Annotated in this window: 16 protein-coding genes; 10 read left to right on the top strand and 6 right to left on the bottom strand. The window is 73.4% G+C overall.

Translation table 11 applies throughout. The features are described from left to right. The first annotated feature begins 67 nt into the window (after positions 1–67). From IW245_RS38355 to IW245_RS38340, 4 genes are all read left to right on the top strand, one after another. Positions 68–1,063 (top strand): acetamidase/formamidase family protein, encoded by a 996-nt coding sequence (locus tag IW245_RS38355; RefSeq protein WP_231400802.1) that lies wholly within the window; start codon positions 68–70, stop codon positions 1,061–1,063. Between the two features lie 251 nt (positions 1,064–1,314). Next, entirely contained in the window at positions 1,315–2,892 is a 1,578-nt protein-coding gene (locus IW245_RS38350; protein ID WP_197007946.1) for a class I adenylate-forming enzyme family protein, read from the top strand. A 53-nt stretch (positions 2,893–2,945) separates the two neighbouring features. Then, positions 2,946–4,601: a class I adenylate-forming enzyme family protein gene (locus tag IW245_RS38345; RefSeq protein ID WP_197007945.1), complete on the top strand. Its 1,656-nt coding sequence runs from the start codon at positions 2,946–2,948 to the stop codon at positions 4,599–4,601. After that, positions 4,594–5,814 carry a cytochrome P450 gene (locus tag IW245_RS38340; protein ID WP_197007944.1) on the top strand — a complete coding sequence of 407 codons (1,221 nt, stop codon included), beginning with the start codon at positions 4,594–4,596 and terminating at the stop codon, positions 5,812–5,814. The genes IW245_RS38345 and IW245_RS38340 overlap by 8 nt, the downstream gene beginning before the upstream one ends. A 43-nt stretch (positions 5,815–5,857) precedes the next feature. Here the strand turns inward: IW245_RS38340 and IW245_RS38335 are convergent, their stop codons facing one another. Beyond that, positions 5,858–7,135 carry a phthiocerol/phthiodiolone dimycocerosyl transferase family protein gene (locus tag IW245_RS38335; protein WP_197007943.1) on the bottom strand — a complete coding sequence of 426 codons (1,278 nt, stop codon included), beginning with the start codon at positions 7,133–7,135 and terminating at the stop codon, positions 5,858–5,860. A gap of 43 nt (positions 7,136–7,178) precedes the next feature. Then, positions 7,179–7,970: an arylamine N-acetyltransferase family protein gene (locus IW245_RS38330; RefSeq protein WP_197007942.1), complete on the bottom strand. Its 792-nt coding sequence runs from the start codon at positions 7,968–7,970 to the stop codon at positions 7,179–7,181. A gap of 517 nt (positions 7,971–8,487) precedes the next feature. Between IW245_RS38330 and IW245_RS38325 the strand changes: the two genes are divergently transcribed. Further along, the gene (locus IW245_RS38325) at positions 8,488–9,510 is read left to right on the top strand and encodes an NADPH:quinone reductase (protein ID WP_197007941.1); all 1,023 of its coding nucleotides are present in this window, start codon (positions 8,488–8,490) and stop codon (positions 9,508–9,510) included. Between the two features lie 63 nt (positions 9,511–9,573). On the opposite strand, the gene IW245_RS38320 is transcribed toward IW245_RS38325, so the two are convergent. From IW245_RS38320 to IW245_RS38305, 4 genes are all read right to left on the bottom strand, one after another. Next, positions 9,574–11,151, bottom strand: a complete 1,578-nt coding sequence (locus IW245_RS38320; protein WP_197007940.1) for a GGDEF domain-containing protein — start codon at positions 11,149–11,151, stop codon at positions 9,574–9,576. A 101-nt stretch (positions 11,152–11,252) separates the two neighbouring features. After that, a complete protein-coding gene (locus IW245_RS38315) occupies positions 11,253–12,377 on the bottom strand; it encodes a S8 family serine peptidase (protein WP_197007939.1) in 1,125 nt (374 codons plus the stop codon). Next, on the bottom strand, positions 12,370–13,746 hold the full coding sequence (locus IW245_RS38310; protein ID WP_197007938.1) for a hypothetical protein: 1,377 nt from the start codon (positions 13,744–13,746) through the stop codon (positions 12,370–12,372). The genes IW245_RS38315 and IW245_RS38310 overlap by 8 nt, the downstream gene beginning before the upstream one ends. A 4-nt stretch (positions 13,747–13,750) precedes the next feature. Next, positions 13,751–14,107: a hypothetical protein gene (locus tag IW245_RS38305; protein ID WP_197007937.1), complete on the bottom strand. Its 357-nt coding sequence runs from the start codon at positions 14,105–14,107 to the stop codon at positions 13,751–13,753. Positions 14,108–14,320: 213 nt separating this feature from the next. Between IW245_RS38305 and IW245_RS38300 the strand changes: the two genes are divergently transcribed. The 5 genes from IW245_RS38300 to IW245_RS38280 all read left to right on the top strand — a co-directional run bounded on the left by IW245_RS38300 (position 14,321) and on the right by IW245_RS38280 (position 20,813). Further along, positions 14,321–14,647 carry a hypothetical protein gene (locus tag IW245_RS38300; protein ID WP_197007936.1) on the top strand — a complete coding sequence of 109 codons (327 nt, stop codon included), beginning with the start codon at positions 14,321–14,323 and terminating at the stop codon, positions 14,645–14,647. Positions 14,648–14,652: 5 nt separating this feature from the next. Beyond that, on the top strand, positions 14,653–16,311 hold the full coding sequence (locus tag IW245_RS38295) for an alpha/beta hydrolase (protein ID WP_197007935.1): 1,659 nt from the start codon (positions 14,653–14,655) through the stop codon (positions 16,309–16,311). Beyond that, positions 16,308–16,811, top strand: coding sequence for a hypothetical protein (locus IW245_RS38290; RefSeq protein ID WP_197007934.1), 504 nt, complete (start codon positions 16,308–16,310; stop codon positions 16,809–16,811). Before IW245_RS38295 ends, IW245_RS38290 begins: the two co-directional genes overlap by 4 nt. A 64-nt stretch (positions 16,812–16,875) precedes the next feature. Beyond that, complete coding sequence (locus tag IW245_RS38285; protein ID WP_197007933.1) at positions 16,876–18,297, top strand: 3' terminal RNA ribose 2'-O-methyltransferase Hen1; 1,422 nt, start codon at positions 16,876–16,878, stop codon at positions 18,295–18,297. After that, positions 18,294–20,813, top strand: a complete 2,520-nt coding sequence (locus IW245_RS38280) for a polynucleotide kinase-phosphatase (protein WP_197007932.1) — start codon at positions 18,294–18,296, stop codon at positions 20,811–20,813. Before IW245_RS38285 ends, IW245_RS38280 begins: the two co-directional genes overlap by 4 nt. Positions 20,814–20,828 lie beyond the last annotated feature (15 nt).

Raw genomic sequence — 20,828 nt, 5'->3', positions numbered from 1 at the left:
TTGCCCGGCCTCGCCCGGAACTGCTTGCCGGAGCCCTGTCGCGCTGCCTAACGTGGCCGGCGTGACGATGCATACGGTCGAGTCCACGCTGGCCTCGGTTCGGGCGGGAATCCTCGACCCCGGCGCGGTGTCGGTCGCCAAGATCGAGCCCGGCGACGAGGTCCTGTACCCGGACACCTGGACGAACTGGCAGAACCAACTGCGGTACGGCATGTCGTTCGCCGAACGCGGGAAGCTGCGGCAGGAGTATCCGGGCTGCCCGTTCCAACTGGTCGGCCCCGTGGAGATCAGCGGCGCCGAGCCGGGTGACGTCGTGGAGTGCCGGCTCGTCGAGCTCCGGCTGCACGACTGGGGCGCCAACGCCTTCCCGACCAGGGCCGGCGCGCTGCCCCGGGACTTCGACGAGCCGTACTTCCACGACTTCCACTTCGACGAGACCCGCACCCGGGCCGACTACGTGCACGGCATCACACTGCCGCTGGACCCGTTCGCCGGCATCATCGCCGTCGAGCCGGAGGGTGACGAGCAGGTCAGCGCCCTGATCGCGGGCGACCACGGCGGCAACCTCGCCCTGCCGGAGCTCACCGTGGGCTCGTCGCTGTTCCTCCCGGTCGCCAAGCCGGGTGCCAGGATCTGGATCGGCGACATCCACGCGCTGCAGGGCGACGGCCTGGTGGACCAGACCGCGCTGAAGTCCACCGCCGAGCGGCTGCGGATGCGCTACGACCTGCACAAGGGCGTCGGCCTGACCCGGCCCCTCGCCGAGACCGACACGCACTGGGTGGGGATCGGGCTGGCCGACAGCCTCGAGGCGGCGCTGCTCGACTGCCTGCGTGGGCTGATCAGCTGGTTCAGCGCCGCGTCCGGGGTCACCCGCGCCGAGGCGTACGCGCTGTGCAGCATGGCGACGAGCTTCCGGATCACCCAGTACGCGGACCAGACCGAGGCGCACCACGTGGACGTGCCCATGCCGCCGAAGGGTGTGCATGGGTTGCTGCGCAAGGATGTCTTCCCGGCCGACCTGCTGGCCCGGGTCGACCGCTGGCTGCGCCCCGAAGCCTGACAAGACCACAATCCGACGGGTAACGCCCGGCACTCCCAGCGCCATCCACTATGGACTCCGATCCGGTGGGTGGCGCTGTTCCCATTCCGTGATCCGCGGTGTCAGGTGCTGTCAAGGTGAGGGATGGAGGGGTGCCGGATCCACCCGTTAGCCTGCGAATAGGCCCCCTCCTTGGACACTCGATCGAGTGCGTCGCGGCCTGCGCGTGACCATCGCACTGTTGTCCCGCACGAGAAGGACGAGACGGGTCTATGAGTACGACGCATGAGAACTACGTCCGGCAGCTGCTGGCCCATTTCGACGCCGATCCGGATCGCGCCGCCGTGGTCAGCGGCGGCGTCACACTGACCACGGGGGAGCTGGCAGAGGCGACCCGCCGTGCCGGGGCGGTGATGCGCGGGCAGGGCGTCGGCCGCGGCGACGTGGTCGGCATCCTCACCGAGCCGAACACGCCCGCGACGTTGATCCTGCGCTGGGCGGCCAACCTGCTGGGCGCGACCGCGGCGCACGTGCGCGGCATGAACGCCGTGAGCCCCGACGACGAGCTGCGGCTGGAGCTGCAACGCGCCATCGTCGCCGAGGTGGGCGCGCGCGTGCTCGCTGTCGACGCGGCCAACGCCGGCCGGGCGCGCGAGCTGCTCGCCGCCGGCACCGGCGGGCCGGTCCTCGCCGTGTACGGCCCGGCGGGCCCCGACACCGTCGACCTGACCGCCGAATCCGGTTCGGGCTCCGTCGAGGACCTCGACTCCTCAGCCTTCGCCGACGAGGACCTCGCGGTGATCACCCAGACCAGCGGGTCGACCGGCCACCCGAAGGGCGTCTGCTGGCCCTTCGCCGTCAAGAACGAGATGGCCACGTCGGCCAGGACCCGCAGTGCCGACGCGCACCTGCTGATCACCGCGCCGTTGACCCATTCCAGCGGGTTCGGCGCCGACGACACGCTCTTCACCGGCGGCGTGGTCATTCTCCACCCCGGGTTCGACCCGGGCGCGGTCCTGCGGGCGGTCGCCGAGCACGGCGTCACGCGGCTCATTCTCGGCACCCCGCAGGTGTACGCGCTGGCCACCCACCCCGACCGCCCCGGCACCGACCTGTCCAGCCTGAGCGAGCTCATCTACACGGGCAGCCACGCGGCGCCGCTCCGGCTGCGCGAGGCCCTCGAGATCTTCGGCCCGGTCCTGATGCAGGTGTACGGCACGACCGAGACCGGCGTGCTCACCATGCTGTTCCCGGGCGACCACCACGACCTCCGGTTGTGCGGCACGGTCGGCCGCCCGCTGAATCCCGACGCGGTGAGCGTCCGCGACCCGGACACCGGCGTCGCCCTGCCCGCCGGCGAGGTCGGCGAGGTGTGCGCCGTCCCCCGTTGGGCGATGGCCGGCTACTGGCACGAACCGGAGCTGACCGCACAGGCCACCCGGGACGGCTGGACCCGCACCGGCGACCTGGGTCACCTCGACGACGACGGGTACCTGCACCTGACCGGCCGGCTCTCGGACGTGATGAAGGTCAAGGGGATCCTGATCCATCCGGCGGCTGTCGAGCGGGTCCTCAGCGAGGCACCCGGCGTGTCCCAGGCCGCAGTGTGCGGTGTGGAGGACGCCGACCGCGTCGAGCGGATCTACGCCGCGGTCGTCGCCCGGCCCGGCACGGTCGTCGACCTCGACGACCTGCGCCGCCACGTGTCCGGGGCACTGTCGGACAACCACGTCCCGAGCGTGATCGAGATCTGCCAGGAGTTGCCGGTGATCGGCCCGGGCAAGCCCGATCGCGCCCGGTTGCGGACCCAGGCCCGCGCAGCGTTCGGCCGGGACGTCTCCCGGGTGTAACCCGTAGGGCGCCGCCGTCGTCCGCGACGAGGCGCAGAATCAGGGAGGTTCTCGTGAACCCTACCGCCACCCGGCACACCGACCATATCCCCGCCGACCTGCGCAGATCCTGGGCCGCGGCGGGGTACTACCCCGACAGGGACCTGTACTCCCTGTTCCGCGGCCATGTCGAGCGCGACCCCGGCGCGCCCGCCGTGCTCGACGCCGAGGGCACGGTCAGCTACGCCGAACTCGACGAGCTGACCCGACGCCTGGCCGCCGGGCTGACCCAGTTCGGGATCGGCTTCGGCGACGTCGTGGCCGTGCAGCTGCCCAACGACCGCCTGGCCTGCGCCGTCGACCTCGCCGTCGCCGCCGTCGGCGCCATCGCGCTGCCGTTCCCGCTCGGCCGGGGCGACCGGGACGCGGAGAGCCTGCTGCGCCGGTCCGAGGCGGTCGCGGTCCTCACCGTCGCCGACCACCACGGCTACCCCTGCGCCGCGCGCATCCGCGAACACTCGGGCACCCTGCCCGCGCTGCGCGCCGTCATCGTCGTCGGCGACGAACAGGTCCAGGGCTGTGTGCCGATCCACGCGCTGCTCGCCCCGCAGGCCAGCGAGTTCGTCCAGAAGGCGATCGACCCTGACGGGCCGGCGCGGATCCTGGTCACCTCGGGGTCGGAGGCGGAACCGAAGATGGTGCTGTACTCCCACAACGCCCTGTCGGGCGGACGGGGCGCCATGATGGCCGGCCTGCACGACGGTCCCGACGCCATGCGCAACTTCTTCCTCGTGCCGTTGGCCTCGGCGTTCGGCTCCAGCGGTACCCCGGTCACGCTCGCGACCCTCGGCGGGGCCCTGGTGCTGCGGCCGGCCTTCGATCCGGTCGCCACCCTCGAGGCGATCGCGCTGACCCGCCCCACCCACCTGCTGGGCGTGCCGACGATGCTGCGCATGCTGCTGGACTCCCCCGCGATCCACGACGCCGACCTCAGCAGCCTGCGGGCCGTCGTGCTCGGCGGCTCCGCGCTCGACCCGGACACCGCTCGGCGGGCCCGCGAGGTACTGGGCTGCGCCGTCGTGGGGCTGTACGGCTCGGCCGACGGAGTCTCGTGCAACGGCGGCCTCGGCGGCTACGACGGCAGCGTCGGCCGCCCGGACCCCGCCGTCGTGGACATCCGGGTCATCGACTCCGACGGGGCCACGGTGCCGACCGGATCGACCGGTGAGGTCGTCGCACGCGGTCCGATGTCGCCGATGTGCTACGTCAACTCCCCCGACCTGGACGCCTCGCTGCGCACCCCCGACGGCTGGACCCGCACCGGGGACCTCGGCGTCATCGACGGGGACGGCCGGCTCACGCTCGTCGGCCGGCGCAAGGACGTGGTCATCCGGGGCGGTCTGAACATCAGTCCGGCGGAGGTCGAGTCGGTGCTGATCACCCATCCCGCCATCCGCGACGTGGCCTGCGTGTCGGTGCCCGACCCGCTGTACGGCGAGCGGGTCTGCGCCTGTGTGGCCACCGCGGCGGACCTGACCCTGGCCGACGTGACCGCGCACCTCGCCGCCTCCGGGATGGAGCCCCGGAAGTTCCCGGAACGGTTGCTGCTGCTGCCGGCCCTGCCGCTCGGCGCCGCCGGCAAGGTGGACCGGCAGGCACTCCGCGAACGGGCCGTGAACGAGGGAACTGACCCCGTCCTTCCACAGCAGAGGATCCCAGGCAATGACTGAGCCGATCTCGGAACCGATCTCCTATCTCCAGCACTGGGATCGCACCGAACCGTTCGATCCACCCGAGGTGCTGGCCGAGCTGACCCGTACGCGGCCACTGACGCGGATGGTGTATCCGGACGGCCACGTCGGCTGGCTGGCGACCAACCACGACCTGGCGCGCGAGGTGCTCAGCAACCACGCGTTCAGCCACAACTTCCACACCACCCACGTCCCGGTGACCAAGCGGGGCGAGGTGTTCCCGTCGGTGCCGATCGTGCCGGGTGGGTTCATCCACATGGACCCGCCGGAGCACACCGGCTACCGCAACCTGCTGAGCAGCGAGTTCAGCACCCGGAACATGGAGGCGTTCGCCCCGCGGCTCACCGAGCTGGCCGCGGCGCAGCTGGCCGAGTTGCGGGAGGGGGGCTCACCGGTCGACCTGCTGCCGCAGTTCATCCGGCCGCTGTCGTTGCGGGTGCTGTGCGACGTGCTCGGGGTCCCGTTCGAGGGCGGCCCGGTCCTGACCGCGCTGACCGACACCTCCAACGACGACGGCGCGAGCCTCGAGGCGGAGCGGGCCGCGGGGACCCAGGCCTTCTTCTACCTCCTGGACCTGGTCGGCAAAGCGCGGGTCGAGCCGGGCGACAACATCATCGGCCGGCTGGCCGGGGTGACGGAGATGACCGACCGCGAGATCACGAACATGGTGATGATCGTCTTCGCGGCGGGCTTCGCCAGCTGCGAGGGCGCTCTCGCGTCGTCGTTGCTCGCGCTGCTGCACCATGGCGAGCAGCTCGCGGCGTTCCGGGCCGCCGCGGAGGCCGGCGGCGCGAAGGGTGTCGAGGGCGCGGTCGAGGAACTGCTGCGGTACACGTCGGTGAATCAGTTCATGATCTTCCGGACCGCGCTCGCCGACCTGCGGCTGGGCGGGGAGCTCATCCGCGAGGGCGACACCGTGACCGTCGCGCTGCCCGCCGCCAACCGCGACCCCGCCAAGTTCGCCTGTCCCGCGCACCTCGACGTGAGCCAGGACGCGTCCGGGCACCTGGCCTTCGGGTACGGCGTGCACGCGTGCGTCGGTCAGCGCCTGGCCCGGATGGTGCTGGCCGAGGCACTGTCCACACTGGTGCTGGGCCTGCCGGGTCTCGCGCTGGACGTGCCGCTGGAGAAGGTGCCGCTGCGGTTGCGTACCTCGGTGCTGGGCGTGCTGCGGTTGCCGGTCCGGTTCTGACCGGACCGTGGTCGGCCGGAAGGGACTCCGGCCGACCACGAGGTCAGCGCTGCGGCGCGCGGTCGGCGCAGTCCAACAGCGACGCGCGGACGTGGTCGTGGATCGCGTCCATCTGCCCCGCCGTGAAGCACTGCGTGCTGTAGGGCATCTCGAGGCTGAACCGGCCGTAGATGGTCGTCGGCGAGGCGAGCAGCGGGCCCTCGCCGGCCCCCGGGTTCCACCTGCTGGACAGCGGGAACTTGGTCATGTCGACGATCTCCAGCCCCTTGGGGGACGGCGGGCCGTCGATCTTGCCGACATTGGCGAGCACCAGGCTGGTGGGCCACACCTGCGGGTGCTGCAACAGCCGGTCCAACGACTGCATCTCCAGGGCCCCGTCCCCGCGCTGGATCGCCGCACGCAGCTCGGTCGTGAAGCGGTGGCCGAGCTTCACCAGGTCCACGTCGGCGGGCACGTCGAGCAGGTCCCGGAACCAGGAGACCATCGGCACCATCGCCTCCCTGCCGAGGGTGGGCGCCACCTGGTCGCGCAGGTCCACGGTGCAGAAGCTGGACAGCCGGTGGTCGGCCATCTCGGCGGGCAGACCGTCGCGGACGGCCGCCAGCAGCGCCGCGCCGACCAGTCCGTTCACCGACACCCCGACGTCCTTGGCGAACGCGAGCAGGCCAGCGGTCTCCGACTCGGTCAGCCACAGCCGGCGCGAGGTCATGACGCCCTCGGCGGGCACGTCCGCCGCGGACCCCGCCGCCAGGTACGGCAGCGCCGCGACCGGCGCGCCCTCCGCCCGCCGCAGCCGCTCCTGGACGTAGGCGTCCAGCTCGGCGTCGGTGCGCGGCGGCAACAGGTCGTCGAGTGCCGGATGCCAGTCCTGCGGGCCGGTCGGCGCCGTGTACGTCCCGGCCTCGATGTCGATGTAGCGCTGCCAGATCCGGTGGCAGAACGAGGTCGAGCTGCGCCCGTCGCTGATCGAGTGGTCGACGCCGAAGATCACGGTGTCCTCGTCGGACCCGGTCAGCAGCACCGCACGGGCCAGCGGGCCGCCCAGATGCAGCGGAGTGTTGTACTCCCGCAGCCGCGCGCCGGGCTCGTCCGGCCGGACGCGCAGCCGCGGCAGCTCGCCCGGGTCCAGCAGGCTCAGGTAGAAGTCGTCGCCGTCCTTCTCGATCCGGCTGCGCAACGACGGCTGTTCGGCCAGCACCGCGGTGAACGCGGCGTCCAACAGGTCCGGGTCGACTCCGCCGCGGACCACGCAGGTCGACAACGCCTGCGTCCTGATCTCCCCGACGTACATCCGTTCCGACCGGGCTATCTTCCGGCGCATGCCCATTCCTCCCTCTGTTGATACTGCGATTCCCCTGCGGGGCTCAGCGGACGTCGCCGGCCAGGATGGCGGTGCGCAACGCGTGCCATTCGGCGTCGTCGACGACGGTCCGGGCCTTCTCGATGCCGGACCGCACGGTCAGGTACCGCCGGCCCTTCAACACCACCTGGCCGTCGGCCACCGCCCGGCTGTACAGCTCGGGCCCGCCCTCGCCGGCGGCCGCCACCGCGGCGTTCACCGCCCGGTGGGCCGGGGCCCAGTCCGACCGTTCGCGGGTCTTCGTGGTGAACCGGAAGACCGTGCTCCACTGGCCGAGCTTCGGCCGGCGTTGCAGCAGCGCGCCGTCGCCGTCCTCGACCAGGCGGTACCGGCAGCCGTACTGCGCCTGGTCCCGGGTGACCCCGTCGAGGCGGAGCGGTTCGAGGAACGACGGCCCGGCGTACCCGATGTCCACCAGCCAGGACCCGCCGTCCACCCGGGCCAGGATGGCCATGTGCTCGACCTCGACGCCGTAGGACTCCAGCCCCTCGGCCGTCGTGCCGGCGATCAGGTCCGCGGCGAATCCGAGGTCGCGCAGCAGCCGCAGGAACAGCCGGGTCATCTGGACGCAGCCTCCGCCGTTGCCGGCGGCCACCACCGCGTCGAAGGTCGCGTCCTCGTCGAAGTCGACCAGATCGACCAGCTCGCCGCTGGCTGTCGGCACGGCCAGCGAGCCGACGCTGCTGAACGGGATCGACTCCATGTGCCGTTTGTGCAGCGTGACGAGCGTCGCCAGGTCGGGGGCCGGACGACCGTCGAGCCCCAGCCGCCGCAGGTAAACATCGGTGTCGTACATGGTCTGTGCCTCTCTGATCGGGACGATCGGCCTCCCCGCCGGTATCCGGCGTTCGGGGCCGACAAGGTGGCCCGCGACGAACTCCCGTGAGTGACGGCCCGGCGATCGCCTGGAACGCCGATCCCGTCGGCCGCACGGACCACGTTCCCGTGGCCGCGACGTGCCGACGATTCCGGGCGTGCCCACCACCGCTCCGTGCGGAGCGTATTGCGGCCGTCCGCGGCCGGGCATCCCTCACTCTGACAGCTCATGGGTCGCCGGCCGCGGCAGCCGGGACCGCTCACGACGGGCCGGACGTCCGGCTGCGGCACCCGGAGTCCGTTCACCGTGGGCTGGAAGTCCGGCGGCGGCGCCCGGGGTCCGCCCGGACGGTCCACGGCGGGCCGCTGAAGTCGACGCTCGGGCTGGGTAGCGCCTCCGGCGGATGGCGAACGGGCTCTGTGGCGCCCATCCTCCATGCTGACGGCGCTGCTCCCGGTCCATTGTCGAGCGGTGGATTGGTGGATAGCCTCCCGGCATGAAGGCCATCGTGTATTCGTCGGCTGGCAGCCGCGACGTGCTGGAGTTCGTTGACCGACAGGTGCCCGAGCCGGGCCCCGGTGAGGTCCGCATCCGGGTGGTGATCTCCGGGGTGAACCAGGCCGACTGGAAGTCCCGGCAGTTCGGCCACCGCAACGGCGCCCTGATGTTCCCCGAGGTGATCCCGCACCACGACGGCAGCGGGGTGATCGACGCCGTCGGCGAGGGCGTCGACCGGGACAGGCTCGGGCAGCGGGTGTGGATCTGGGAGGCGGCGTGGCACCGTCCGCACGGCACCGCCGCGGAGTACGTCGTCGTGCCGTCGCGCCAGGCGGTGCCGTTGCCGGCGGACGTCTCCTTCGAGGTCGGCGCGAGCCTGGGCATCCCGGCGATCGCTGCCCACCGCTGCCTGCTCGCCGTGCAGAACGGTCCTGACCGGCTCGGCCCCGGTGCCCTGGCCGGGCGGACGGTGCTCGTGGCCGGCGGAGCCGGAGCCGTCGGGCACGCCGCGATCCAGCTCGGCACCTGGTCCGGGGCGACCATGATCGCGACGGTGAGCAGTCCGGAGAAGGCGGCGCTGGCCCGCGCGGCCGGGGCGGCGCACACCGTCGACTACCGGTCGGACACGGTGGTGGCGGACATCCGCACCGTCGCACCGGGCGGGGTGGACCTCATCGTCGAACTGGCGCCGAGCATGAACGTCGACACCGACCTGGAGGTCCTCGCCCCGAACGGCACGGTCGCCGCGTACGGCACCGAGAGCGACGGCAAGTTGACGATCCCGACCCGGCTGGTGGTCGGGCGCAACGTGCGCTACCAGTTCGTGCTGGTGCTGACCATGCCGGCGGCCGACAAGGATCTCGCCGTGGCCGACCTCTCCGACGCCGCGGCCGCCGGAGTCCTGGCGGTGGGCGAGGAGGCCGGGCTGCCGCTGCGCCGGTTCCCGCTGGAGCGGACCGGCGACGCGCACGACGCCGTGCAGGCCGGGGTCGTCGGCAAGGTCCTGATCGACATCGGCTAGCCACATCACCGACGGGCCGGACCCGCCTCACCCGCGGCGGGTCCGGGCACCCCGCCCCTGTCGTCACGCCCGCGGCGGGTCCGGCTCGTCGAGGGTGACCACCCGGGCGGAGTTCTTGCCGCCCTTCTTCGCCGCGTACATCGCCGAGTCGGCCGCGTGCAGCAGCGCGTCGGCGGTCCGCCGCCCGGCGCGGTCGATCGCGGCGCCGACGCTCGCGCCCACCACGACCCGCTGACCGGCGACCTGGAACGGGTCGGCGACCGCGGCCACGATCCGCTCGGCGATGGCGGTGACCACCGTGTGGTCCGGGTGGGTGACCACGACCCCGAACTCGTCCCCGCCGAGGCGCGCCAGCACATCGGTGTCGCGGACGCAGCCCCGCAGCCGGGCGGCGATCGCGACCAGCAGCTCGTCACCGGCGCGGTGGCCGAACCGGTCGTTGACCGGTTTGAAGTCGTCCAGGTCGATGATGATCACCGCGGTCTCGCCAGCCCGACCGTCCCCGGCGACGATCTCCTCCAGGTACTCGGTGAACAGTGCCCGGTTACCCAGGCCCGTCAACCGGTCGTGGAAGGCCTGGTGGTGCAGCTCGGCGGCCAGCCGCTGGCGTCGTCCGACCTCGGCGCTGAGCTCGTCGACCAGGCGCTCGTTGTCCCGGAAAGCCAGGACCTGGCGCACGACCACCAGCAGGGTGCACAGGAACGCGCCGGCGACGGCCGCCCAGGCGCGCACGTCCAGGCCGTTGTCCGCCAGAGTCAGCACCAGGACGACGTACACGCTGGCGACGGCGGCGTAGGGCAGCAGGCTGAACCGCCGGCGGGGTGGCCGGCCCCGGCGGTCCACGACGACCGACAGCTCGTGGTACTGGACCACGACCCCCGCCGTCACCAGCGCGTTGGCGATCACGGTCACGGCCAGGAGCAGGTGCAGTCGGCCGTTCTCCCACCAGTACACGTCGGAGGCGCCCTGGATCACGGTCTCCAGCACCGCCGCGGACACCGACAGCGTCCCAGCGGCCCGGGTGAACGGTGGCACCCGGCTGAAGGCGAGTCGGGTGATCGCGAACAGTTCGAGCAGGAACAACACCGGCGTCCCGACGAGTCCGGTCGCCGAGCGCGCGTCCAGGGTAGGCCGGGCGGCGAGGTAGAACCCCCAGGCGAGCCCCGCGGCCATCACCGTGCCCAGGTCGAACCAGAACCGCAGCCGCTCCCCGGGCGTGGAGAAGCCGAGCGGGGTGGCCACCATCCCGGCCAGGAAGAGCACGACTCCCGCGGTCACCAGGGCCGCCTGCCCCGGTACCCCGGTCACGGTCTCGGTCGTCATCGGGCCGGTCGCGATCGCGACGAGCTGGACCACGTCGCCGAGCAGGAAGCAGGCCAGGGCCACGGTCGCCGCCCACCACAACCGGCGATGACCGGGTGCCACGGCCCGACGGGCGATCCCCGGCGCGAGGGCCAGGGCCCACCCGTGCAGGACGAGCAGCGCCAGCCAGCCCACCCGGCTCTGCACCGGCAGGCCCGCGCTGTCGGTCAGGTACCACGAGGTGAGGGCGAGGACGCCGACCGCGAGAGGGCCGAGCCGCCAGTCGCTCCACCAGCGGGAGGTCCACCGCTGACCGGGACCCGCGACGGGCACCGTCATCAGCCAGCTCCCTCCGCCATGGTCACGGCCCCCGGCAGTCGCAGCGTACCCCCGCAAAAGTGCTTTTTCAGGGGAAATGCGATGTACAGAGGTGTGCGTGGTCAGCGCCGGCGGCGACGGACGGCCACGACCGTCCCCAGCGCGAGGAGCAGCGCACCGCCGCCGGCCAGGGCTGCCAGCACGCGGACCGGGCCTCCGGCGGGCCGCGCGGCGGTGACCGCCTCGACGGGTGGGGCCCCGGTCAGCGGGGCCGAGGTCGGCGCAGCCAACGGGCTGACCGCGACCGCCTGCACGGACTCCGTCAACGCCCGGTACGGGTTGACGGCGCCGAACCCGTAGGAGCCGTTGCGGCCGGACTCGCCCCGGTGGTCAGCGGTGGCCACCAGCCGGTGGATCACATTGTGGGCGTCGAGCTGCGGGTACCGCGACCAGATCAGCGCCACCGTCGCCGACACCAGGGCCGTCGCGTCACTCGTGCCGTTGGCGATCGCGTACCGGCCGCCGGGGTCCGTCGACACGATGTCCACCGCCGGGGCCGTGATCACGGTCTCCGGGCCCCGGCTCGACCTGGCCCACAGGGCGCCGGTGCGGTCCAGTCCGCCGACCGCGACCACGCCCGGGTACATCGCCGGGGCGCCGACGCCCGACGTGCCGTCGTTGCCGGTGCCGGCCACGAGGACCGCGCCCTTGTCCAGGGCGTAGCTGGTCGCCTCACGGACCGTGGACAGGTCCGGGGACACGCTGGACACGTTGATGATCCGTGCCCCGTGGTCGGCGGCCCACCGGATTCCGGCGCCGACGTCGCCACCGCGCCCGTCGGTGCTGACCCGGACGGGGAGGATGCTGGCCCGGGGCGCGAGCCCGAGCACCCCGTCCCGGCCGTCGGGGCCGTGACCGTGCGCGGCGATGTCGGAGGCCATCGAGGTGCCGTGGCCGTGGGTGTCCGTGCGGCCGTCCGGCGTCGTACCGGTCAGGTCGACGCCGGGGAGCACGTTCCCCTCGAGGTCCGGGTGACCGGCGGCGACGCCGGAGTCGACGACGGCGACCGTGACCCCCTCGCCCTGGTTGACGGCGTGCGCCTCACTGGCGTGCAGCGCCGCGAGATGCCACTGCCGGTCGCGGATCGCGTCCGCCCGGGCCGGGCCGGCGGCGGTGGCGGTCAGCGCGAGGCCGAGGAGGACGACGGTCCCGGACCGGCCGAGCCAGCGCACCGCGCGGTCAGTCACAGCCGGCACCCGGTGCCAGTTCCACGCCGGAGACCCGTGACCATGCCCGCAGCTCCTTCTCGGTCAGCCCCGCCCGCCAGTCCCGGGATCCGGCCGGCGGCTCATCGGGGACGTCGTCGGACTCGACGACCTGCCAGGACTCGTCGAAGGGGTCGGTGGCGGGCGGGGCGGACGCGGTACCCGGAAAATCGTCGTCGGCCGCGTCGCCGGGCGGCGCGAACCCGTCGTCGTCGGTCTCCCAGGCGTGCGCCCGGGGGTCGTCCTCCTCCCCCGCGCGGCGTCGGCCGCCCAGGACCCCGGGGGCCGCGTCCTCGGTGTCGAGCCAGTCCGCCCCGGGCAGGGCCGGTGCCCTGCGGGAACCGCCGTGCCGGCGGGACCCCGGACCGGGCGCTCCCGGGGTCGGACCGCCGGTGCCGGAGGACTCCGCGCGCCGGATGTCGGAGGGCGGTGGGGCGACCCCGGCGGCTCCACCCGGGACCGATCCGGCGAACCCGGCAGACGCCGCGGATCCCGCGGAGCCGGCGGGCCCGGCGGACCACGCGGAGCCGGCGGACCATGCGGACCAGGCGGAGCCGGCCGGTGCTGCGGATCCGGGTGCCGCACCGTTCGGGAGTCCCGCCTCGAGCCACAGGCCGGTCGAAGGCGCACCCGGCACCGGAGCGCGGCCGAAACCGCCGGTGCCACCGCCGGCCAGTCCAGCGGCCGACCCACCACCTGCGGACGCCGCACCCGGAGGTGTTCCCGTCCCGGCAGGCTCGCCAGCCCCCGTCCCAACCTCATCGCGGGTTCCGGTCCCGGCCTGGCCCCCCGCCCCCGGGCCCGGAGCAGGGCCCAACTCCGGGGCGGACCCACCGGCCCTCGGCGCGGCCCCGGAGCCGCCCGTGTCCACCCACCTGCGCTCGGCCTGCACGTCGGCCCACACCGTCGGGCTCACGATCCGGGCATGGCTCGTCTGGTACTCCCCGTCCAGGTCCGCGAGGATCTCCTCCGCCGCGGCCACCCGGTCCTGATCGGTGAGCGGCGGCCCGGCCACCACCCGGTCGAGCCGCGCCTGCGCCTCGGCCAGCGCCCCGGCGGCACTCGTCATGGTCTGGTGGTTGTGCTCGTACTTGCCGGCCTCGCGTTCGAGGTCGAAGGCGTGCGCGCGCAACGCGGCGACGACGGCCGCTCCGGTGCGGTCCGGCCACGCCGCGGCGAGCGACTCGGCCTCCTTGCGCAGGGTCCCGGCCCGTTCGTACAGCCCCTGGGAGGCGGCCAGCCAGGCGTCGGCGTTGTCGTGCAGGTGCTGCGGGTCGTCGGCGCGGATCATTGTGGCCAGCTGCGCGAAGAGTGCCCTGTGGTCCGGGCTGGGACCGTTGTCCTCCGCCACCGGTTCACCATGCCTGACCGGTGCGGTCGACCAGGTCGGACGCCGTGGCGTCCGCGCCGGTCGTGGCGCCCAGGGCCATCATGGTCCGCGCGAGGAGCCGGCCGAGGTCGCGGTCGAGAGCCTCCACCACGGACCGGGCGTCGCGCACCCCTGTCGACGTCCGGGTCGCGAGGCGCAGCGCCGACGCCAGCCCGGACGCGCCGACGAAGTGGTGGGCGGCGTGGTCGAACCGGTGCCGCCGGCGCCCGGACGCGTCGTCGACCGCCATGACGGCGGAGATCACGCCGGGCAGTCCGCCCAACCGTCGCAGCACCGCGCCGGCCGCGGCCGGGTCCAGCCGGATGTCCTCGGTTCCCGCCATCGGACGTCGCCACCTCCCCGTGCCATCCATTCACCAGTGCGGGTGAAGTTGGCGTCACCGAGTGTAGGAGGAGTGCCCGAATCGAGCCAAGTGTGCCGTCAGCGATTCGACAGGAGTGTTGTCTTCGTTCGTCCGATCCGACAGGCTCGTCCCAGGCGCTGACGACGAGTAGGTCCGGGACGGGCGGCCATCGTGCGGGAACAGAACACTGGCATGGACAGGACCGGCGTCGACCCTCCGGCGTTGCGCACTCTCGGTGGGCAGGTCGGCGCGGTGGGCGGCACGGTCGGCAACGCGCACGGCGCGGGCAACCACCATCTAGCCCCGCCGGGCGGCCACGGTACCGGGTCGGCGACGGCCGCGGCGGCCCGCACGGCGGAGTCCCGCTGGTACACGGCGCTGGCCGTCCTGGCCACGCGGCTGACGGGTGCGGGCACGGGGCTGACCGCCGCCGCCAACTCCTACGCCGCCACCGACCAGGCCGCGGCCGCGCACGCGCGGGTGATCCGCCAGCGGCTGTCGTCCGACGCGGACGGCTGATCCGGATGAGCGAGTTGACGATTCCGGACCTGCTGGCCCTCGTTCCCGAGGAGGTGCACCAGCTGCCGGGCGGGTGGGCCGCCGTGGCCGGGCGGCTCGCGGACGCCGCACAGGAGCACTCCCGGGCGTCCCGGAGACTGCCGGACGCCTGGACCGCCGGCCCGGCGGCGTCGGCGGCGGGCGGCGCACTGTCCGCGCTCGGCGACGACCTCGGGGCGGCCGAGACCGGGGTCCGGCAGATCAGCCTGGCGCTGGACGCCTACGCCCACGGCATGACGGCACTGCGCCGCCGGGCGATGCAGGTGATCGCCGAGGCTGAGGACAACGGCTACGTCGTCGACCGGGCGACCGGTCGGATCACCCCGCCGGACGCCGCCACCCACCCGCGGCAGGGTCCCCTCATGTCGGCCCGGACGCTGCTGCAGAGCCTGGCGGAGATCACCACCCAGGCCCGTACCCTCGACGACGCGACGGCCGCGCGCCTCGCCGCCAACACCCCCGGAGCGGACGGCACGCTGCCCCGGCGGCTCCCGGCCGCGCTCGTCGACCGGTCGGTGGTCGCGGGGCAGCGGGGCAGGGACCCGGCGGCCGTCCGCGCCTGGTGGTCGGGCCTCAGCCCGGAGCAACGGGGGTACGCGATCGCCGCGTACCCGGAACTGGTCGGCTGGCTCGACGGCGTGCCGGCCCTCGACCGCGACCAGGCGAACCGGATCAGCCTGGCCCAGGAGCGCGCCGCGATGGCCGCCCGGTTGGCGGAGCTCCGGGCCCGCCTGGAGCTCGTCCACGCCGCCGAACGCGACGGAACCCTGCACTCGCTCTACCCCTCGGCCTACGACACCACCTGGGCCTCCGGTCGCGAACTGGCGGCCCTGCAGGGCGAGATCACCGGCCTGGAGCCCAAGCTCGCGACCCTGGACCGGGTGTACGGCAGGATCAACGAGGCCGCCGAGCCGCCGGTCCTCCTGCTCGGCCTGGACACCACCGGCGACGGCAGGCTCCTCGTGTCGGTGGGCAACCCCGACACGGCCGCGCACACGGCCGTCTTCGTGCCCGGGGTCGGTACCTCCCTGACGAGCGGCATGCTGGGCAACATCGACCGGTCCGCGCGGCTGCAGGAGGCCGCGACCCCGGCCGGCGGCGGCCCCGGCGGTGTCGCCGTGGTGGCCTGGCTCGGCTACGACGCGCCGGAGGTGGACCAGACCGCCGCGGGCTCGCACCGGGCGGAGGTCGGCGGAGCGGCCCTCGACCGGTTCGTGTCGGGGCTGCGCGCCACCCACGACGGCCCGACCGCCCACCTCACGGCCGTCGGGCACAGCTACGGCTCGACCGTGATCGGGCAGGCCACCCAGGTCGGGCACCTGGCGGTCGACGACATCGTGACGGCCGGCAGCCCCGGGATGGACGTCACCAACGCCCGGGACCTGCACATCGACCCGCGGCACGTGTACGCCGGCGCGGCGGCCGACGACAAGGTCACCGTTGTCGGCGGGCTGGCCCACCTGGTCCCGCCCAGCGAGCCGCAGTTCGGCGGCAACGTGTACCGGGTCGACACCAGCGGCCACAGCGGGTACTGGAGCCAGGGCAGCGACAGCCTCCGCAACCAGGCGGCTGTCATCGCCGGCGACTACGACCACGTCAAGCTCACCGCGAAGGCCAGACCATGAGACTTCCCGGCCCCGCGCGACTGTCCGCGACAGTCGCGATCGCTCTCGTTCTGCTCGCCGGCTGCGGCGGCGGCACCGACAAGGAGGCACCGTTGCTGACCCGCAGCAGCTCCGACGCCAGCCAGCAGGTCCAGACGTACTTCCGCGGTGTCGCGGCCACCGTCACCGGCCAGCAGGAACACGGCAAGCAGGTCGGCCTGGGCCCGGCCCCGTGCGAGGGGAGGGGCGGCGAGACGGCGACCGACGACCGCTACTACATCCAGGGCACCTACGACCTGCCCTTCGCCGCCGACCGCGACCAGCACACGGTCTTCCAGACCCTCCACGACACCTGGAAAGCCCAGGGCTACGAGTTCACCGAACCCCTCAACAAACTCCCCAGCGGCGACTGGTCGCTGACCGCACGCAACCCGACCGACGGCTACAAGATCTCCGTCACCGGGTACGACCACATCCTGCGCCTCCTGATCTTCTCCCCCTGCTACCTGCCACCCCGCTAGCCGGCCGGGGCCGGTGTCCCGCCGGCCCGGAAAACCAGTGGTCACGGGCTGGGATGATCGACGGGTGCTGCTGACGATCTCCACCACCCACACCCCGGCGACCGACCTCGGGTACCTGCTGGTCAAGCATCCCGACCGGGTGCAGTCCTTCGCGACGACCGGCGGGACGGCGTACGTCTTCTACCCCGAGGCGACCGCCGACCGGTGCACGGCCGCGCTCCTCCTCGACGTGGACCCGGTGGAACTCGCCCGACCGTCGAAGGGCCAGAAGTCCCCGGACGGCTTCTCGCTGGGCCGGTACGTCAACGACCGGCCCTACGCCGCCTCCAGCCTGCTGACCGTGGCCATGGGCCGGGTGTTCCGGTCGGCGCTCAAGGGCGCGAGCCGGGACCGCGCGGACCTGGTCGACACGGCGATCCCGTTGGAGATCGAGGTGCCGGCGCTGCCGTGCCGGGGCGGCGCCGACGTCGTCGGACGGCTGTTCGCCCCGCTGGGCTGGACCGTGGACGCCGTCCCGGTGCCGCTGGATCCGGCGTTCCCCGACTGGGGCGACTCCCGGTACGTCCGGCTGCGGCTCACCGGCACCCTGCGGCTGGCCGAGGCGCTCAACCACCTCTACGTCCTGCTGCCGGTCCTCGACGACGCCAAGCACTACTGGGTGGCCGAGGACGAGGTCGACAAGCTGCTGCGCGCCGGGGACGGCTGGCTCGGCGGGCACCCGGAGCGGGAGCTGATCGCGCGCCGGTACCTGGCCGGCCGGCGGAGCCTGGCGCAGAGCGCCCTCGAACGGCTCCAGGCGGCCGATGGCGTCGCTGAGGAGGCCGACGACGGGCACCCCGAGGAGGTCGAGCGGAAGAAGCCGCTGGTCACGCTGCGCAAGGAGGCCGTGCTGGCCGCGCTCGCCGGGTCCGGCGCCTCCCGGGTGCTCGACCTGGGCTGCGGGCCGGGCGCGCTGCTGGAGGACCTGCTGGCCGACCGCCGGTACGCCGAGATCGTCGGCGCCGACGTGTCCAGCGTGAGCCTCGCCCTCGCCGAGCGGCGGCTGCGGTTCGACCGGATGCCCGACCGGCAGCGGGCCCGGATCACGCTGATCCAGTCGGCGCTGACGTACCACGATGACCGGTTGAAGGGTTTTGACGCCGCCGTGTTGATGGAGGTCGTCGAACACGTCGACGAGGTCCGGCTGCCGGCCCTGGAGCGGGCCGTGTTCGGGCACGCCGCCCCGCGCACGGTGATCGTGACGACGCCGAACGTGGAGTACAACGTGCGCTACGAGTCCCTCGACGGGCACCGGCACGACGACCACCGGTTCGAGTGGACCCGGGCGGAGTTCGCCGCCTGGACCGCCCGGGTCTGCGCGGCGTACGGCTACACCGCCGAACTCCGGCCGGTCGGCGAGGACGACCCGCAGGTCGGCTCCCCCACCCAGCTCGCCATCTTCCACCAGGACACCACGACCGCACTGACCGGAGAGGCCGGCGCATGAACCTCGACATTCCCGAGCTGTCGCTCATCGCCCTGGTCGGCATCTCCGGCTCCGGCAAGTCCACCTTCGCCCGCGAGCACTTCCTGCCGACGGAGGTGCTGTCCTCGGACGCGTTCCGGGGCCTGGTCGCCGACGACGAGAACGACCAGTCCGCGACGAAGGACGCGTTCGCCGCGCTGCACCATGTCGCCGGCATCCGGCTGCGCGCCGGCCGCCGGGTCGTCGTGGACGCCACGAACGTGCAGCGGCACGCCCGCGCGGAACTGGTGAAGCTCGCCCGGCAGTTCGACGTGCTGCCGGTGGCGATCGTCCTGGACACGCCGGAGTCCGTGGCGTGGGAGCGGACCCAGGCCCGCGCCGACCGCGACTTCGGCCGCAAGGTGCTGCAGCGTCAGGCCCAGGACCTGCGCCGTTCGCTGCGCGACCTCGGCCGGGAGGGCTTCCGCAAGGTGCACGTGGTGCGCGACCCCGCCGACGTCGCCATCTCCTACGAGAAGGCGTGGAACGACCGCCGCGACGTCACCGGCCCGTTCGACATCATCGGCGACGTGCACGGCTGCCGGTCGGAGCTGGAGACCCTGCTGACGAAGCTCGGCTGGACGCTGCTCCGCGACCCCGCCGGCCGGCCGGTGAACGCCACCCACCCCGAGGGCCGGCTGGCCGTCTTCGTCGGAGACCTCGTCGACCGGGGACCCGACTCCCCCGGGGTGCTGCGCCTCGTGATGGGCATGACCGCCGCCGGCACCGCGCTGTGCGTGCCCGGCAACCACGAGCAGAAGCTGCTGCGCCAGCTGCGCGGCCGCAAGGTCACCGTCTCCCACGGCCTGGCCGAGACCCTCGAGCAGCTCTCCCGCGAGGACCCTGCCTGGGTCGAGGAGGCGGCCCGGTGGATCGACGGGCTGGTCAGCCACCTCCGGCTGGACGGCGGCCGGCTGGTCGTGGCGCACGCCGGGCTCAAGGAGGAGTACCAGGGCCGGGCATCCGCCCGGGTGCGCGACTTCTGCCTGTACGGCGAGTCCACGGGCGAGACCGACGAGTACGGCCTGCCGGTCCGCCACCCGTGGGCCGACGAGTACCGGGGCGACGCGACCGTCGTCTACGGCCACGTCCCGACGCCGAGGGCCGAGTGGCTCAACAACACGATCTGCCTGGACACCGGTGCCGTGTTCGGCGGCTCGCTGACCGCGCTGCGGTACCCGGAGAAAGCGGTGGTCTCCGTGGCGGCGGAACGGGTGCACTACGAGCCGGTCAAGCCGCTCGACGCCCCGGCGCGCGACGACGCCGCCCTCAACCTCGCCGACATCACCGGCCGCCGGCACCTGCGCACCGACTACGGCACGGTCCTCGTCGAGGCCGAGAACGCCGCGGCGGCCCTGGAGGTGATGAGCCGGTTCGCGATCGACCCGCGCTACCTGCTGTGGCTGCCGCCGACGATGTCCCCGTCGTCCACGTCGAAGGTCGACGGGTACCTGGAGTACCCGACCGAGGCGTTCGCCGACTACCGGGCCGCCGGCGTGGACCGGGTCGTGTGCGAGGAGAAGCACATGGGCTCCCGGGCCGTCGTGCTCGTCTGCCGCGACCAGGCGGCGGCGCTGGCCCGGTTCGGCGTGCCCGACGGATCCTCCGGCGCGATCCACACCCGCACCGGCCGACCGTTCCTCACCGACCCCTCCCAGACCGAGGCCCTGCTCGACCGGGTACGCGCGGCGGCGGCCCCCCTCTTCGACGAACTGGCCACCGACTGGCTGCTCCTCGACTGCGAACTGCTGCCCTGGTCGGCCAAGGCCGGCCCCCTGATCCGGTCCCAGTACGCCTCCGTCGGCGCGGCGGCCCGATCCGCCCTGACCTCGGCGACGTGGGCCGTGGAGGCGGCGTACCAGCGCGGCCTGGACATCGCGGCGCTGCGGGACAAGACCTGGGAGCGGTCGCACCGCGCCGAGGACTTCGTGCACGCCTACCGCCAGTACTGCTGGCCGGTGGACGGCCTCGACGGCCTGCAGCTCGCCCCGTTCATGCTCCTTGCCTCCGAGGGCGCCTCGCACGCGGCCCGCGATCACGACTGGCACCTCGCCGTCTGCGACCGACTCGTGGCCGCCGACCCGGTCACCTTCCGCGCCACCGGCCGCCGCGTGGTCGACCTGGCCGACCCCGCGTCCGAGGCCGACGCCACCGACTGGTGGCTGGAGCTGACCGGCGCGGGCGGCGAGGGCATGGTGATCAAGCCGCACGCCGGGCTGCTGCACCGCGCCCGGGGCCGGCTCGTGCAGCCGGGCGTCAAGTGCCGGGGCCGGGAGTACCTGCGGATCATCTACGGGCCGGACTACACCGCGCCGGAACACCTCGACCGGCTGCGGGACCGCGGACTCAACCGCAAGCGCAACCTGGCGCTGCGGGAACACGGGCTGGGCCTGGCGGCGCTCGACGCCGTCGCGGACAACGCGCCGTTGTGGCGGGTGCACGAGCTGGTGTTCGCGATCCTCGCCCTGGAGTCCGAACCCACGGACCCGCGCCTGTGACCGGCGTCCGGTGGT

It is taken from the genome of Longispora fulva, from assembly GCF_015751905.1.
GTDB classification, from domain to species: Bacteria; Actinomycetota; Actinomycetes; order Mycobacteriales; family Micromonosporaceae; genus Longispora; species Longispora fulva.
Note: the sequence above shows the minus strand (reverse complement) of the source record. Positions and strands in the feature narration are given on the sequence as shown.

Bases quoted from the DNA above. Each gene is read 5' to 3' on its own strand.
- IW245_RS38355 (WP_231400802.1), top strand. From the start codon at position 68: ATGCATACGGTCGAGTCCACGCTGGCCTCGGTTCGGGCGGGAATCCTC.
- IW245_RS38350 (WP_197007946.1), top strand. From the start codon at position 1,315: ATGAGTACGACGCATGAGAACTACGTCCGGCAGCTGCTGGCCCATTTC.
- IW245_RS38340 (WP_197007944.1), top strand. From the start codon at position 4,594: ATGACTGAGCCGATCTCGGAACCGATCTCCTATCTCCAGCACTGGGAT.
- IW245_RS38335 (WP_197007943.1), bottom strand. From the start codon at position 7,135: ATGCGCCGGAAGATAGCCCGGTCGGAACGGATGTACGTCGGGGAGATC.
- IW245_RS38330 (WP_197007942.1), bottom strand. From the start codon at position 7,970: ATGTACGACACCGATGTTTACCTGCGGCGGCTGGGGCTCGACGGTCGT.
- IW245_RS38325 (WP_197007941.1), top strand. From the start codon at position 8,488: ATGAAGGCCATCGTGTATTCGTCGGCTGGCAGCCGCGACGTGCTGGAG.
- IW245_RS38320 (WP_197007940.1), bottom strand. From the start codon at position 11,151: ATGACGGTGCCCGTCGCGGGTCCCGGTCAGCGGTGGACCTCCCGCTGG.
- IW245_RS38305 (WP_197007937.1), bottom strand. From the start codon at position 14,107: ATGGCGGGAACCGAGGACATCCGGCTGGACCCGGCCGCGGCCGGCGCG.
- IW245_RS38300 (WP_197007936.1), top strand. From the start codon at position 14,321: ATGGACAGGACCGGCGTCGACCCTCCGGCGTTGCGCACTCTCGGTGGG.
- IW245_RS38295 (WP_197007935.1), top strand. From the start codon at position 14,653: ATGAGCGAGTTGACGATTCCGGACCTGCTGGCCCTCGTTCCCGAGGAG.
- IW245_RS38290 (WP_197007934.1), top strand. From the start codon at position 16,308: ATGAGACTTCCCGGCCCCGCGCGACTGTCCGCGACAGTCGCGATCGCT.
- IW245_RS38280 (WP_197007932.1), top strand. From the start codon at position 18,294: ATGAACCTCGACATTCCCGAGCTGTCGCTCATCGCCCTGGTCGGCATC.